This window comes from Rhizobium sp. R711 (genome assembly GCF_002211365.1).
Taxonomy (GTDB): Bacteria; Pseudomonadota; Alphaproteobacteria; order Rhizobiales; family Rhizobiaceae; genus Rhizobium.
Genome location: NZ_LOKZ01000023.1, coordinates 102,968 through 117,976, shown reverse-complemented (window position 1 = coordinate 117,976; position 15,009 = coordinate 102,968). Strand labels below are relative to the sequence as shown.

The window sequence follows — 15,009 nt, the reverse complement described above, 5'->3', positions numbered from 1 at the left end:
TGCTGCCCGGTTCGACGGCGGGTTGTAGCCAACGCCGTTCCGACAAAAACGGGCACGAGGACCGATGGCATGCGAAGGGACCAGACAACGACGCGCATCTGCGGCCGCGCTTCTGACGGCATCAGCACCGTCTCCAGAACATTTCCCAATCCCCCCATCATGTCGGACCGGTGGGGATATCGACGAGAAGGACGAGGACCACGGCGCTAAGCAGCAGGCAAAGCAAAAGATGTTTTCTGAGACTGGCAAGGCGTTGGCGGCCGACCGCTTGACGCGGCCCATGGCTGTCTGGCTTTCGGTCATTGTACTTGGGTATCGAGGCTGACGGCGTAGCCGGGCTGATACACGATCGGCAGAAAGAGCTTGTGATATTCGGCGAATGTCTTGTTTGGGTCGAGATCGGCGAAGAGATCCGGGTGAAGCCATTTTGCAATCCATTGGACCGCGATAAACTCATAGGGGCTGTTATAAAACTGATGCCATATGGCGTGAAAGTTGCGCTTGGTCTGCGCCGTGGTCCCGGCATAGGCATCCCGCGTCGTGTACCACTCGAGCTTCTTCCTCGACGCATCCAGATCTGCGTTTGGGCCGACCGGAATCCAGCGGCCGCCAGGCATGTAGGCCTGCCAATCGGTGCTGGTGACAATGACATGATCGGGATTGGAGACGACCACCTGTTCGGGACTAAGCTGACCGAACGTCGAGGGCAGAAAATCATCGCCGATATTGTGTCCGCCAGCCAGTTCGACATATTTGCCGAAATTCTCGGCGCCGAACGACAGGCAGCAGTCCTCCGTATATCCGCCGATACGTTCGATAAAAACCTTCGGACGGTCCGGCTTCGCCTTCGCAAGCACATCCTCTACCCGTTCCATGGCCTGTTTGCGGAACGCGATCACATCTTCCGCTCGCTGCTCGCGCCCCATGATCTTGCCGAGCAACCGGATGGTGGGGTCCGTGTTTTGAAGCGGATAGTGCCGGAAATCGATGTAGAGGACCGGTATATCGAGCGACGCGAGCTTTTCGATATACTGAGCATCTTCATTGGCCCGTTTGGCTTCGAGGTTAAGGAGAACCACGTCGGGCTTCTTGACGATCGCGGATTCGATATCGATCAGGCTTCCTTCATTTCCCTTGAAGGTCGGCAATTTCGCGAGCGCGGGGAATTTGTCGAGATACTGCTTGTAGGTGGCAGGATCGGCTTCGATCAGGTCGTTACGCCATGCGACGATGCGCTGTAGCGGATCCTCTCTGTCGAGCGAGGCGACCAGGTAGAGCTGCCTGCCTTCTCCAAGCAGCATCCGGCGGACGGGCACGTTGATTTGCACGTCGCGCCCGGCAATATCCTTGACGGTGATCGTCGTTTGCAAAGCTGCGTCATTTTCGGCGCGAGCAGAGAGCGTAGCGAACAGCGTGAGCAAGAGGATTATCGCAAACGCGTAGGGGCGAAGGCACGTCACAGGGGTTCTCCAACAGGTAGGCGCGAGCGTGCAGACAACCACAGCCCGACGGCGGCAAAGAGCGATGCTGCATAGAGCAGCGACACGAGAGGATAAACGCTTACAAGTCCGAATATCTGCGTAGCGCCAGCTCCGATGGCGATGCCAGCCACGGACGCCACCTGCTGCCAGGACTGGGCAGTGCCTAGCACCGAGCCCTGACGACCATCGGCTGCAGCTGCGGAAATGAGCGCCACGAGAATGGGTGTCGTACCGCCCAACAGGCTGCCCCAACACAGATAGATCACGGCGAAATATTCGACCGCGCGGGTCAGGCCGGCAAGAATGGTGAGCAAGGCGCATCCGCCGGCAATCGGGACCATCCAACCAAGGACGAAGCTTGCCGAACGGTCATTGAAAAATTGCGCCCAGAGCGGAGCCGCCACGACAAAGCCGAGCGCCAGGAGGCCATAGCTGAAGCCAGTGACCCAGTGAGGAGCACGAAACACCTCAGCCATGTACAGCGCGAAAGGCACCTGCAAAACCATTCGGCTAGCAAGCATCATTCCCATCAGTGCCAACAGGCCCCAGACGGGCGCTGTGGCGCGGCCTTTGGCGACATGATCTTGCCGCACCAGGGCTCGGTCAGTTCTGCTCGCCTCCGCCAACGGTCGCGGCAAGATCGCCCAAGCGGCAATGGCACAGACGGCGCAGATGAAACCGGCCGCCAGGTTGATCGTCGTGAAGGAGGATGCATCCAGGATGAGGCCGCCCAGGAAAGCGCCACCGAGCGAACCGACATTGGTCGCCACCTGAAGCCAGGTCAGAAGCACCCCTCGGTTACGGCCGCCCGTAATCTGGATGCCATAGGCCTGGGCTGGCGCGATATAGCCGGCGCAACATCCCTGCAGGAACCGCAGGAGCAGGATCAGCCAGATGTCCTGAGCAAAGGAAACGAGGAGCTGTGTGATCGAAAGCCCGGCAAGCGCTCTGACCATCATCAGCCGGTTGCCGTAGCGGTCACCCATCCGTCCCCAGAGAGCGCTGGTAAGAGAGACGCCGACCATTGGGCACACATAGACGCCGATTCCCGCCAGTGCGAAAATTCCGCCTGACGACGACAATTCCTCGATGCGCAGTGGCCAGAACGGGCCGCTCCTCCATGGCTCCCATGGAGATGAACTGTAGGCCGAAGAGAATAGCAAAGACCGGCCCGAAGCCTCGTATCACCGCAACAGTCCCCGTCATGGCGTCTTGGTCAGCGGGTTTGGCAGTTCATGCTCCAGACGATAGTCGCGATATCGCTCGAGATGCATGCGCAAGACGGAACGGGTCGGCCAAGGGCGATTGAGAAACGCCTCCCGCTCCTCCAGCCAAAATTCTTCGGACAGCATGCGGGGTCGTACCCGGTCAAACGCTTCTTCCGTCTTCTGCCTCAGGATCGACCATGCTTCGCGGAGCCCGAAATGTTCGTTCAGGCAAAGCGCCACTTCATGGAGATGGCAAACGAAGCAGGCGTCGATGACGAACGAGCGAACAAGAGCGATGTCGTCGTTGAAGGTGGTCGGCAAGATACCGGCGCGGCTGAAGGGCTTCAGCTGATATCCTCGGGCCTCGAACAGGGGGGCGAAGCTCCGGCCATCACCGAAGTCTCGAATGAGCATCCGCTGCGCGCACCCTGATGGATCGAAGAGGACCGTGCTGTTCTGCTGGTGAGCTTCGAAGGCGATGCCATACAAAAGATACATGGCAATCGTTGGCCTCAAAACGACTGCGACATAGCTGCGAAAGAACTTCGCAGCCGCTGGCCGATCATTGCCCATGCGCGCGATCAGTTCGCAGATCAGCGGCCGTCCATCGACGGGACTTGCAGCCAGGGCATAGAAAATGAAATTTCATGATGTTAGCTACCTCTTGGTGGTGTCCAATTTGACGATACAGCGCCCAAAACTTGATTATATTAGTCATGTTATATCGCACCTTTAACGCGATCATTGCAACTTTGTCAACGAATGGTTCTCGCAGTGCCTGTCGATTTCCCGAAGACCTGACCTTAAGGGGTCGGCAAGTTGACGGACGTTGAGTCTTGCTTCGTTGCACGTGGCAACGGGTACATCGGATCGTTTCGTCGAGCCTCAAGAGGAGATGGAAATCAATGAGCACGATCCCTTGCGTCGGTGCTAGGCAAGTGTCTGAAGGCACATCCGACGGCCCAGCTTGAACTCGATTTGACAAACCGGCGCGTGAATGTGATCGCAGATGGATATGACGTCGCCCTGAGGATCAGACCGAGCCTGGACGACTCCAACCTGTCGTACGCAATCTAGCGCGAGTGAGCAGGTGCTGGTGGCGAGCCCGGAATTCATTGCCAAACACGGTCCGTTCGACGCATGGATTGGTTGCAGCGTAAGCCCGGCGTCGGGCCGGCGGGGCGTGAGAGGCGAGAAGAACTTCTGGAGCCAGCTGAAGCCGAATGGCGGTTCCATCGACGTCGAATCTTCCGATTCTGTCCGCGGCGTGGTTCGACATGTTGCATCCCCTTAAAGGGGCGCTCATCATTCCCGCAGCGTGAGGCGATACATCATAAGCGCCGAGTGGCAATCCAGCGCGCTAGCCGAATTTCGTTGCTTGCCGATACTGCCACCGACGCTGACCTGCGCGAAGCGAGCATTTAATTGTACGGCCGGCCCCGGGAGCCGTTCACTTCGACAGAGACGATTTGACCGGTTCCGGCCATCTGATCCATCTTGTCCATGCCAAACCATCGTGCCGTGGTAACGAAGAGGGTCGACCGATTGTCGCCGCCGAGCATGCAGGCGAAAGCGCCCCGATCTACCTTGACCTCATCAAGCATTTCGCCGCCTTCTCGGACGCGGCAGCAATAGGCATTGGGAACATCCGCGTACCAGATAGCTCCCTCGCTGTCGAAGCATATTCCGTCGAGGGGGGCCGGGAAGCTTTGCCCAGATCCTCCGGTTACACAGCCGACCGTCAGGCGCTACGTCGAAAGCAGTGAGCTACTTGGCCCAACTTTCCCATTGGGAAACTGAAATCCCTCGGCTTGTTTCTCTACGCTGCCATCCGGCAGGATCAGCGCGATTGAAGGACCGTTGACATAGATCCTGCCTGCAGCGTCAATGACGATTTCGTTCCAAGTGCCCGGACCCATCATGGCGAACTCTTTCAACCACTCGCCATCGAAACGCATGAGTGATGCCGAGCCGGACTGGACCACGAAAAGCTCGTTCCCCGAGCTGAAATCGAATGACAGCGGTGGAGGGTTCGCAGGAACGACTAGCCGCGATTGGTTTGCCTTTTCAAGGCATCGGATCTCGCCACCGGTCCAATCGGCTCAGCTCGCCTCATGCCAACGCGGGCATTCGACCAGTCCACTTCCTTGCAACAATACATTTGCGGGCATGTGCGTCTCCTTTGTCAGCTGCACCTCCCCAGGACGCAGGACCTTCGGTCGCGCCGACACTCCAGAACAAAAAATCTAAGCCTTCGGCGGCTTGTCATAGAGCGAGCCGGCGATCAGGCTGCCATGTGCGGCCGCCGCCATCCTCGTCCACACGACGGAGAGCATATAGCAAGCTTCTGCCTGCTGGGCGTTGCGTTGCTTAGACCTGACGCCGACACGTATCAGTCGCACACCAAAGCCGATGGAACGGACCAGAAAGGGAAGCAGCGGCTCGCAGGCAAGCTGGCGCGTGCGTCACCTGCGCAACGCAGATCAGGCGTCCGTGGAGGCAATCCGACTTCAGCAATTCAGTCGATCAGACGTCTTCTGATCGCTTCGGCGACCGCCTGGAGGCGGTTGGATGCTCCAAGTTTGCGGGTCGCCGATTTGAGGTAGCTGTTGATTGTTTCCAATGCGTAGTCTGACTCGTTGGAGATCTCTTCACTCGTCAAACCCCGGCCGGCCATTTTCAGACAAAGAAGTTCGCCCTTGGTCAGACGAAGCTGGTCGGCAGCAAATCTGTCCATGATGGGTTTGGTGACAGCCGTGTGCAATGGTTCGGCCATCAATGACAAAAACTCGCATTCGCCTTGCGTGAATGGCCGGGCGTTGGTGAAGCAGACAGCGCCGTAAACGATGTCTTTCCTGGACAGTGGAAACAGAATTCTGTTTCGAACCCCATGGGCGCGAGAAAGATAAAGCAGTCTCTGCGGCGGCGAGATCAGATCGAAAGCCTCTTCCTCGGTGTAGGTCGTCTTCCTTGTCTTGCCCACGGCAACCAACGGGTCTCGTGGACTCATCTTTTCAGCAAAATAGGCCTCCATGTAATGCGGAGGCATATCGCTGTCGATCGATTGGCTGAGGCCGAATTCGTAGCCTTCCAGATCCAGACCGCCGATGGTCACGTACTCGAATGAAACGGCTTTCCGCAGTCTTTCGACGAGCGCGTTATCGCGCAGTCGCCGGACCGTCGGAACCGAAGACAAATCAGCGTAGCGTGTGATGTCGCCTACGCGCTCATTGAAGGCCATCCCGATCCCTTTGAAAACCAAGTGACTGACCATTCTGGGGAGAAACAGTTAAGAGAGCGCTATCAGCATAAGCAACAAACCGTACCAGAAGCCCGTCTGTCGCTTCGAACAGCGTCGTAGCCGCAAGGTCTAGCTTTCGAGGAAACCTGCCGGATTCACGTCCGACGAAGCCGGCGATTTGCGACAACAGAGTGTCGATCACCAGCTGCATTTGGTGGTTTCTGGTTGATTGATTAGTCGTCGTAATCGCCATTTTTTCAATCGTTAATTTGTCTGCCCCAATTTTTTGGACCTCGATGGAGACCCACCGTTACATCAATATGGACGACCAGGAGAGTACGAAAAGCTCATTCTGCGCCAAGCCGCATGACCACCCAAATTGGCGCGAACTTGACGCACATAACCTCCACTGGAAAAACGATTTTTGCTTCGATGGCGCGGCTACGCTGATTACCTCGAATCTTTTTGTCCGAGTGGTCGGAGGTGCGCGACCTGAGATCTTGTTTGCCCGCAGGGGCGCCATCAATGTCGCTTCGGCCAACCCGGCGGCGCGGCTCGCAGTGGGCGCCGCGCCTTTCGTCTTCGCGATGGCCATGGAGCGTATTGGTATCGGCCTATTTCCTGTTCGCCACGGCGGCCCTCGGTACTGCCGGCATGGCCGTCTTCGCCAGCGATGGAGACGAGCCGGAGCCTCGCCGCCGCTGGAGCTGAGATCAGATCGATGTCAACTGAACCCGCGGTTCGAGCTTGGCAGCGTCTTCCTTCCGCTCGCTGTAGCGGTCCGTCAGGTAGGAAGAGGTATCGCGCGTCAGTAGCGTGAACTTCACCAACTCCTCGCAGACGTCCACTACACGGTCGTAGTAGGACGACGGCTTCATCCGTCCTTCGGCATCGAATTCCCGGTAGGCCATGGCAACCGAGGACTGGTTGGGAATTGTGATCATCCGCATCCAGCGACCGAGGATGCGAAGCTGTCCGACCGCGTTGAACGATTGCGAGCCGCCGGATACCTGCATCACCGCGAGTGTCTTTCCCTGCGTCGGCCGCACCGAGCCTACGGCAAGGGGAATCCAATCGATCTGCGACTTCATGATCCCTGTCATCGCGCCATGGCGCTCGGGGCTGACCCACACCTGGCCCTCGGACCATTCGGACAGCTCTCGGAGTTCCTGCACCTTGGAATGGGTCACGGGAGCTTCATCGGGCAAGGGAAGGCCCTTGGGATCGAAGACCCTGACCTCGCATCCCAAGCGCTCAAGCAGACGGCGCGCCTCGTGGGCGAGAAGCCTGCTGTAGGAGACCTCCCGGAGCGAGCCGTAGAGGATGAGGATGCGCGGCTTATGTGACGAGAACTGCGGGCGAAGGGCATCCAGGTCAGGCTGGCGCAGATGCCGCTCTTCGAGAGCGGGAAATGCCTCAGACAATGCGCTTCCCCTTCTCGTCGAGAACCTTCTCGCCGTCTTCCTTGGTGAAAGCACCTTGATGGGTTTCAGGCAGGATATCGAGCACCGCTTCGGACGGCCGGCTCAACCGGGTGCCGAGCGGCGTGACGACGAACGGACGGTTGATCAGGCTCGGTTCCTTGAGCATGGCATCGAGCAACTGGTCATCGGTCAGTGCCGGATTGTCGAGGCCGAGTTCTTCGTACGGCGTTCCCTTCTCGCGGATGGCTTGGCGTACCGTCAGGCCAGCATCGGCGATCATCTTCACGAGTTCGGCTCGGGACGGGGGCGTCTTGAGATATTCGATCACGGTCGGCTCGATGCCAGCGTTGCGGATCATTTCGAGGGTGTTCCGCGACGTTCCGCAGGCGGGGTTGTGGTAGATGGTGACGTCCATGGTCATGTCCTTTCGGTGACGGTGTGTCGGGATACGGCGGGTGCGGCCTCGTACCAGCCCTTGGTGCGGTTCACGATCCAGACCACCGATAGCATCACGGGAACCTCGATCAGGACCCCGACGACGGTCGCAAGCGCCGCGCCTGACTGGAAGCCGAAGAGGCTGATGGCAGCAGCGACCGCAAGCTCGAAGAAATTGCTGGCTCCAATGAGAGCCGACGGCCCGGCGACGCAATGCTGTTCGCCCGACATCCGGTTCAAGAGGTAGGCCAGACCCGAGTTGAAGTAGACCTGGATCAGGATCGGCACAGCCAGCAGGCCGATCACGGCAGGCTGTGCGATGATCTGCTCTCCCTGGAATCCGAAGAGAAGGATCAGGGTGGCGAGGAGGGCGACGAGGGAAAGAGGCTGAAGCCTTGCCAGAAGCGCATCCAGCGATCGTGTGGTGCCGTCGGCCGTCAGACGCTTGCGGACGATCTGGGAGATGGCGACCGGGATCAGGATGTAGAGGACGACGGAGATCGTCAGGGTATCCCACGGCACGCTGATCGCCGACAGCCCCAGCAGCAGGCCGACAATGGGAGCGAAGGCGACGATCATGATGGCGTCGTTGAGCGCGACCTGCGAGAGAGTGAAGTGGGGTTCGCCCTTGGTGAGGTTCGACCATACGAACACCATGGCCGTGCACGGAGCGGCCGCCAGAATGATCAGGCCAGCAATATACGAGTCGATCTGGTCGGTAGGCAGGAGTGGGCGGAAGAGCCATCCGACGAACAGCCAGCCCAATAGTGCCATCGAAAACGGCTTGACGGCCCAGTTGACGAAGAGGGTCACCCCGATCCCGCGCCAATAGCTACCGACCTTCGCCAGCGAGCTGAAGTCGATCTTCAACAGCATCGGGATGACCATCAGCCAGATCAGCACGGCGACCGGAATGTTCACCTTGGCGATCTCGGCCGCCCCGATGGCATGGAAGATGCCGGGCATCACGTGCCCGAGCGCGATGCCGACGACGATGCAGAGAAAGACCCAGACGGTCAGGTAACGTTCGAAGGTCGACATATCACTCAGCCTTTGCGGATTGTACGGACGCGCCTTCGAGCGAGCCGATCTGGCGGACATGCTGTTCGAGCGCCATGCGGTCGATGGAGGCTAGTGGCAGGTTGATGAAGGCGGTGATGCGGTTCTTTAGGAAGCGGGCGGCCTGCGCGAAGGCGCGCTGGATTTCGACTTCGCTGCCGACGACGGCGGCGGGGTCCTCGACGCCCCAATGCGCCGTCATCGGATGGCCGATCCAGACGGGGCAGGCTTCGCCGGCGGCGCTATCGCAGACTGTGAAGATGAAATCCATCTCAGGTGCGCCGGGTTCGGCGAAGACATCCCAGCTCTTGGACGACAACCCGGTCGATGGATAGCCGAGTGCGGCCAGTTCCTTAAGAGCATGCGGGTTCACCTCTCCTTTGGGCTGGCTGCCTGCGGAGAAGGCTCTGAAGCGTCCAGCGCCCTCCTTGTTGAGGATAGATTCTGCAAGAATGGAGCGTGCGGAATTGCCCGTGCACAGGAAGAGCACGTTGTAGGTCTTGTCGGTCATGGTCGTGTTTCCGTTGTCAGGTCGCAGGTCGGTTTCGTTTCATGATGGTCGCCGACACTGGGCAGAGACCCGACATCTGCCGGCTGGAAAGGATCGCATGCGGCACCTGATCACGGCTAACTTCCGTAAAGCCCATGGACTGAAAGAACGATGCGGCGGTCGTCGTCACGAGATAGATGTCGGAGGCGGGGGGCGTTCGCGCGATTGTCATTTCCGTGAGACGTCTCCCATATCCCCGAGACCTGAATGCCGGTAGGATCACCATGGAGCGCAGGAGAACGGCATTGTTGGGCCACATTTCGGTACCGGAGTAGCCAATGACTTTGTTTTCTGCGTTCCTCAAGCGGAAGTATGATCGCCCGGGATCGTCGATATCGTCTGTCGGCAGCAAGGCGGCGCTCAGCGCGTCCTTCAATTCCTGATCTGCCGATGTCGGATCAAGCTTCAGTTCACGCATGGCTCCGCCTCCGACGAACAACAGGGCGTAAGGTCGGCGATGAGAGGGGCACACAACTTTGCGTTTCCGCCGCAGCAGTCCTTGAGAAGGAAAAGGGTCAGAGCCCGGAAGCCCTCAAGATCTGCACGATAGACGATGGAGCGGCCGTGTCGCTCGCTCTTCACGATGCCTGACCTCGATAATGTCGCCAGGTGGGCCGACATGGTGTTTTGGGGCACCTTAAGGAGGCGCGCCAACTCGCCGGCCGGAACGCCGCCCGGCTCCGAATTCACCAAGAGACGAAAGGTTTCGAGCCTCGTTGTCTGCGCCAGTGCGGCCAGAACCGCGATTGCGTTTTTAAGTTCCATATATCCAGATTAATGGATGCAATATTGGTGTCAATCGGCTTCGTTGCGGCAACGTCGGTTGTTGCAAATTCGATTGACGCCGCCGCCGGCGCCTTGGCCGGATACAGGCGCGCCTGCCTGCATCGCGACGGACCTGGCACCTGGGATACGACCGCGTCGCCACCATCGCCTACATCCCTCATGAACGAGCGGGCCCGAACGTCAGCCGAACGAAGCGGTTTGACGATTCAAGAAAGATGCATAAGGCCGTTCAGTCCCTGACCCAGTTTTAGAGGCGGGCCATCTATTCAGGAGTTATAGCACTCAAAGCTCCGCGGGCCTCATCGCGGCCATGGCCGAAAATTCGGCGCTTGACAGCCTCTCTGACAGTTTGGACGAGGATATACAAAAGCGGGATAACCAGGAGGCCGACGATCGTGCCGACGAGTAGTCCTCCCAGCACTGTCGTACCGATCGCCTGCCGGCTGGCTGCTCCCGCTCCCGTGGCGACGACCAAAGGCACAACACCCAGCACTGACGCCATCGCCGTCATCAAAACGGGTCTAAAGCGCTGTGACGTTCCCGCGGTGGCTGCCTCCCTGATGCTGAGGCCAGACTCGCGGCGTTCCTTTGCAAATTCCACGATGAGAATCGCATTTTTCGCCGCCAGTCCGATAAGCAGAAGCAGCCCGATTTGCGCGTAGATATTGAGATCGATCCCGCCAATCACGAGACTGCCCAACGCTCCGACGACAGCTACCGTTACCGACAACATCACCGCCACAGGCACGCTCCAGCTTTCATACTGAGCGACGAGGAAAAGGTAGGTGAACACGATGCCCATGACGAGAATGATAGCCGTCTGATTGCCTGCCTGCCGCTCCTGCAGCGCCAATCCGGTCCACTCGTAGCCGAATCCGGGTGGCAGTTTTTCCGCCGCGAGCGTTTCCATGGCCTCCAGCGCATCGCCGGTGCTGGATCCGGCCGCTGCCTGGCCGTTGATCGCAGCCGACGGGAAGAGATTATAGCGGTTGACGGAGTTCGGCCCGTAGACTGTCGAAATCGAAAGCAGTCCCTGCAGTGGAAGGAGATTGCCGGACTGACCCTGCACCCGCAATCGTTGAATATCTTCAGTCCGTGTTCGGAACCTGGGCTCGTCCTGAATGCGTACCTGGTAAACCCGCGAGAAGATGTTGAAGTCGTCGACATAAGACGATCCGAGATGAGATTGAAGCGTGCTGAAAATCGTTGCTGGAGACACGCCGAAAAGTTCGGCGCGTTTCCTGTCAATGTCGAGGTGGATTTGCGGCGTATCGGCGGAAAAGGTGCTGAACACACTCGTCGTCTTTCCCGTCTGGTTTGCCGCTATGATCAGGCCGCGCATCGCTTCGGCCAGTTCCGCCTGGCTTTGGCCGGCGCGCGCCTGAAGCCGGAAGTCAAACCCCCCTGTCGTGCCGAGACCGGGAATCGCTGGTGGATTGAAGGGGACAACCGACGCTGTCGAAATCGTTGTGAATTCAGCGCGTAGCCGGTCGATGAGCGCAAAGACGCTTTGATCGCTTCCACGCTCGTTCCAGGGACGCAGTGCAGAAATGACCATTCCAGAATTGGAGCCACCGCCGCCCACCATGCTCGAGCCGGCGATTCCGATCGTATTGGCAACCCCAGGGGTCTGCTGGAGCACTGAACTGACCGTTGCAATTGTCTGCTGCGTCCTTTCCAGGGACGCACCGCTTGGCAATTGCACGTTCATGAAGAGATAGCCCTGGTCTTCGGCAGGAACGAACCCGGTCGGCAGGACACGATAGAAGCCATAAATCCCGCCGAACACGGCGACGAGCAGCAGGGCAGCCAGAACCAGCTTGCGGGAAAAGGCGTCGAGCAAATGCAGATAGAAGTTTCGTGACGCCTCCAGCCCCCGGTTCACTTTTCGGAAAAACAGTGATGGGCTCTGCTGTGCTGGCCGCAGCATGAGAACGCAAAGGGCAGGGCTCAACGTCAACGCATTGATCGTCGAGAAAGTGATCGTTACCAGAATCGTTACGGCAAATTGCCGGTAGAGTTCACCTGTGATGCCCGCAAGGAACGCCACGGGGATGAAAAGGGCGGCCAAGACGAGCGTGGTGGCAACGATCGGACCGGTTACTTCGCTCATCGTGCGCAAGGTGGCTTCTCGCACGCCAACGTGGGCTTCGCCCATCACCCGCTGGACGTTTTCCACGACGATGATGGCATCGTCCACCACAAGACTGATGGCGAGTATCATCGCAAACAGGGTAATCGTGTTGGCGGAATATCCCATGAGGTAGAGCACCGCGAAGCCGCCCACCAGCGAAACGGGGATGGTCAATGTAGGGATGACCGTCGCGCGCCAGTCTTGCAGGAAGATAAAAACCACCGCGACCACGAGAGCAAAGGTAATGGCGAGCGTCACAAGAATCTCGTGGATAGTCTGTCGAACGAAAGCGGTCGTATCGAAAACCACTGTATAGGCGATGTCGTCGGGAAACTGCTTCGACAATCTCTCCAATTCATCGAGGACGGCAGTAGACACAGCCAACGCATTGGCATCCGACGATTGATAGACGACCACCGTCGCGCTGGGCCGCCCGTTCAAGGTGGAGGCGGTGTCATAAGACTGTGCGCCAAGTTCCACGCGGGCAACGTCGCGGATACGTACGATTGCGCCGTCCCGATTGGTTCGAATGATGATGTCGCCGAACTCGGTTTCGCTCGCGAGCCGTCCTCGGGCAGTAATCGTCAACTGCATTTGTTGACCTGCTGTCGACGGCGGTGATCCGAGTTGCCCGGCTGAGGCCTGTGCGTTCTGTGCCTGAATGGCTGCGGTCAGATCGGCGGCCGTTACTCCGAGCGCCTGCATGCGGTCGGGATTCATCCATATCCGCATGCTATAGGCGGGACCGAAAACGCTCGCTTCTCCGACGCCGGGCAGGCGCGCGATGGCGTCGCGAATATTTATCGTCGCGTAATTGCTGATGAAGATTTCGTCTTTCGTTCCTTTTGGCGAGTAGATTGCAAAACCGAGAAGCATGCTCGATGAACGGCTTCTTACCGACACACCCGTCTGGGTCACCGCAGTTGGAAGCCGCGGCGTTGCCATGGCTACGCGGTTCTGCACATTGACCTGGGCGATTGCAGGATCTGTTCCCGCCGCAAAGGTCACCGTCAGGCTGTACGTGCCATTGTTGGTGCTGGACGAGGACATGTAGAGCATGTCTTCGACGCCGTTCACCTGGTCCTCGATCGGTGCTCCCACGCTGTCTGTCATGACGCTGGCATTGGCGCCGGGGTAGCTCGCAGTTACCTGCACCTCCGGAGGTGTGATCTGAGGAAATTGCGCGACGGGTATCAGAAAAAGGGCGACGGTGCCCGCGATCATCATGACGATCGCAATGACCATTGCAAACCTTGGCCTGGCGACGAAGGGTGCGGAGACATTCATTGCTGCAATCCAGCTTGAGGCGCATCGGACGAGGGTGAGGTAGGGCTACCTTCGACCGCAGCCACCTGCGTGGCGTTGACAATCACTCCCTCGGAGATGTTCTGCAGTCCCTCCACGATGAGGTTCTCGCCGCCTTTGAGACCGTCATCTACGACCCAGTTTTCGTCGACCTGCTGGGAGACCTTTATCCGCCGCAGCGCGACGCGCTTTTCCTGATCGACAAGCAGGACGAATTTGCCCTCCCGGTCCTGCTGAACGGCGCCCAAGGGGACCACCGGACGCATCTTCCTTTCCGCCTCCGATATGATCACTGTCACGAACTGGCCTGGAATGAGCAGGTTCTCTGGATTGTTGAACAATGCTCGGATTGCCAGCGTTCCCGTGGTCTCGTCGATTTCATTCCCGAAAAACTCGATCTTGCCTGTCTCGCGATATTGCTGGCCATTGGAGAGACGCAAGCCAGGCTCGTATTTTTTTGCCAGATCATCTTTGCTTGCGCCGCCCGCGGCAGTCCTAAGCTCAAGGATCGACCGGTCGCTGACGGAAAAGACGACGCGGATCGGATCCATTTCGACGACGCGTGCCAGGGTCGAAGAACTGCCGCTTATGAAACTCCCAACCGACAACCCGGCTGCCCCGATGCGGCCCGCGATCGGGGAGGTTATACGAGTGTAGCTGAGGTTCAGTTCTGCTTGCCCCACATGTGCCTGCGCCGACAAGACATTCGCCTGAGCCGTTTCCACCGCTGCTTGGCTCTCTTCCAGTGTGGCGCGCGATACGGTCTGTGAGCTTAACGACTGATTTCGTTCGAGCCTTCGTCGCGCATCTGCCAAGGTCGCCTGGGCGCTCGCAAGGGAAGCGTTGGCGTCTTGCAGCGAGATTTCGAGTGATCGCTTGTCGACCAGGAAAAGTTCCTGATCCTTTTTGACAATCTGGCCCTCTTCAAACAGCCGCCTGTCGAGGAAGCCTTCGATCCGTGAGCGGATGTCAACCGCATTCAAGGCTTCCACACGTCCGACGAATTCATGCTTTGGGGAGACATCCTCGATCTGAACGCTCGCGATGCCGACAGTTGGGACTGTTTGCCCCAGAACGCCTTGAGGCAGTGACAGAAGCGTTGCGAGGAGTGCGCTCAGATAGATCGGTGAAACTCGACGGGGCACTTTCATCGACCAGTCTCCACGAATACGAGGATGTCTATCAATTCAAGGCATCGCGAACTGCAGATCAGCGGTAGCCACAAATGCTACCAATAGTCGTGACAACAGGCAATGCTTGGCGAGACATTGCTCCCAGCCAATGACGCCAGGGTCTCCGCTTGGCTGCGAACCTCGGACGCTTTCGTCCAGTTTGGTCCAATCGCAGGCGAATAGGTCAGAGCGCAGGGATGGTTGGCGACGACAA

The 15,009-nt window shown here is 58.6% G+C and carries 14 protein-coding genes and 2 pseudogenes; 1 reads left to right on the top strand and 15 read right to left on the bottom strand.

What is annotated here, in order from left to right:
• Positions 1 to 299: 299 nt before the first annotated feature.
• The 7 genes and pseudogenes from ATY80_RS18775 to ATY80_RS18745 all read right to left on the bottom strand — a co-directional run bounded on the left by ATY80_RS18775 (position 300) and on the right by ATY80_RS18745 (position 6,183).
• On the bottom strand, positions 300 to 1,460 hold the full coding sequence (locus ATY80_RS18775; RefSeq protein WP_088693854.1) for an ABC transporter substrate-binding protein: 1,161 nt from the start codon (positions 1,458 to 1,460) through the stop codon (positions 300 to 302).
• A pseudogene (locus ATY80_RS18770) lies at positions 1,457 to 2,687 on the bottom strand (MFS transporter). The gene ATY80_RS18775 and the pseudogene ATY80_RS18770 overlap by 4 nt, the downstream one beginning before the upstream one ends.
• Positions 2,684 to 3,316 (bottom strand): annotated as a pseudogene (locus ATY80_RS18765) (ferric iron reductase); the annotation flags it as partial. The pseudogenes ATY80_RS18765 and ATY80_RS18770, both read right to left, overlap by 4 nt.
• A gap of 794 nt (positions 3,317 to 4,110) precedes the next feature.
• On the bottom strand, positions 4,111 to 4,374 hold the full coding sequence (locus tag ATY80_RS29695) for an SMP-30/gluconolactonase/LRE family protein (RefSeq protein ID WP_280950696.1): 264 nt from the start codon (positions 4,372 to 4,374) through the stop codon (positions 4,111 to 4,113).
• 63 nt (positions 4,375 to 4,437) lie between these two features.
• Entirely contained in the window at positions 4,438 to 4,647 is a 210-nt protein-coding gene (locus ATY80_RS29690; RefSeq protein WP_245306874.1) for an SMP-30/gluconolactonase/LRE family protein, read from the bottom strand.
• Positions 4,648 to 5,207: 560 nt separating this feature from the next.
• Complete coding sequence (locus ATY80_RS18750; protein WP_088693852.1) at positions 5,208 to 5,930, bottom strand: LuxR C-terminal-related transcriptional regulator; 723 nt, start codon at positions 5,928 to 5,930, stop codon at positions 5,208 to 5,210.
• Positions 5,917 to 6,183 carry a hypothetical protein gene (locus ATY80_RS18745; protein ID WP_088693851.1) on the bottom strand — a complete coding sequence of 89 codons (267 nt, stop codon included), beginning with the start codon at positions 6,181 to 6,183 and terminating at the stop codon, positions 5,917 to 5,919. Before ATY80_RS18745 ends, ATY80_RS18750 begins: the two co-directional genes overlap by 14 nt.
• A 272-nt stretch (positions 6,184 to 6,455) precedes the next feature.
• Here ATY80_RS18745 and ATY80_RS28675 point away from each other — a divergent pair, with 272 nt between their 5' ends.
• The gene (locus ATY80_RS28675) at positions 6,456 to 6,641 is read left to right on the top strand and encodes a hypothetical protein (protein WP_141105574.1); all 186 of its coding nucleotides are present in this window, start codon (positions 6,456 to 6,458) and stop codon (positions 6,639 to 6,641) included.
• A gap of 2 nt (positions 6,642 to 6,643) precedes the next feature.
• On the opposite strand, the gene arsH is transcribed toward ATY80_RS28675, so the two are convergent.
• The 8 genes from arsH to ATY80_RS18700 all read right to left on the bottom strand — a co-directional run bounded on the left by arsH (position 6,644) and on the right by ATY80_RS18700 (position 14,774).
• Positions 6,644 to 7,354 carry an arsenical resistance protein ArsH gene (gene arsH / locus ATY80_RS18735; protein WP_088693849.1) on the bottom strand — a complete coding sequence of 237 codons (711 nt, stop codon included), beginning with the start codon at positions 7,352 to 7,354 and terminating at the stop codon, positions 6,644 to 6,646.
• The gene (arsC, locus tag ATY80_RS18730; RefSeq protein WP_189637207.1) at positions 7,347 to 7,775 is read right to left on the bottom strand and encodes an arsenate reductase (glutaredoxin); all 429 of its coding nucleotides are present in this window, start codon (positions 7,773 to 7,775) and stop codon (positions 7,347 to 7,349) included. Before arsC ends, arsH begins: the two co-directional genes overlap by 8 nt.
• Positions 7,772 to 8,830, bottom strand: a complete 1,059-nt coding sequence (gene arsB, locus ATY80_RS18725) for an ACR3 family arsenite efflux transporter (RefSeq protein ID WP_088693847.1) — start codon at positions 8,828 to 8,830, stop codon at positions 7,772 to 7,774. The genes arsC and arsB overlap by 4 nt, the downstream gene beginning before the upstream one ends.
• 1 nt (position 8,831) lies before the next feature.
• A complete protein-coding gene (locus ATY80_RS18720; RefSeq protein ID WP_088693846.1) occupies positions 8,832 to 9,359 on the bottom strand; it encodes an arsenate reductase ArsC in 528 nt (175 codons plus the stop codon).
• Positions 9,360 to 9,375: 16 nt separating this feature from the next.
• On the bottom strand, positions 9,376 to 9,816 hold the full coding sequence (arsN2, locus tag ATY80_RS18715; protein WP_088693845.1) for an arsenic resistance N-acetyltransferase ArsN2: 441 nt from the start codon (positions 9,814 to 9,816) through the stop codon (positions 9,376 to 9,378).
• Positions 9,804 to 10,163, bottom strand: coding sequence for a metalloregulator ArsR/SmtB family transcription factor (locus ATY80_RS18710; protein WP_088693844.1), 360 nt, complete (start codon positions 10,161 to 10,163; stop codon positions 9,804 to 9,806). Before ATY80_RS18710 ends, arsN2 begins: the two co-directional genes overlap by 13 nt.
• Positions 10,164 to 10,446: 283 nt before the next feature.
• Positions 10,447 to 13,605, bottom strand: a complete 3,159-nt coding sequence (locus ATY80_RS18705; protein WP_088693843.1) for a multidrug efflux RND transporter permease subunit — start codon at positions 13,603 to 13,605, stop codon at positions 10,447 to 10,449.
• Positions 13,602 to 14,774, bottom strand: coding sequence for an efflux RND transporter periplasmic adaptor subunit (locus ATY80_RS18700; RefSeq protein WP_088693842.1), 1,173 nt, complete (start codon positions 14,772 to 14,774; stop codon positions 13,602 to 13,604). The genes ATY80_RS18705 and ATY80_RS18700 overlap by 4 nt, the downstream gene beginning before the upstream one ends.
• Between the last annotated feature and the right edge of the window lie 235 nt (positions 14,775 to 15,009).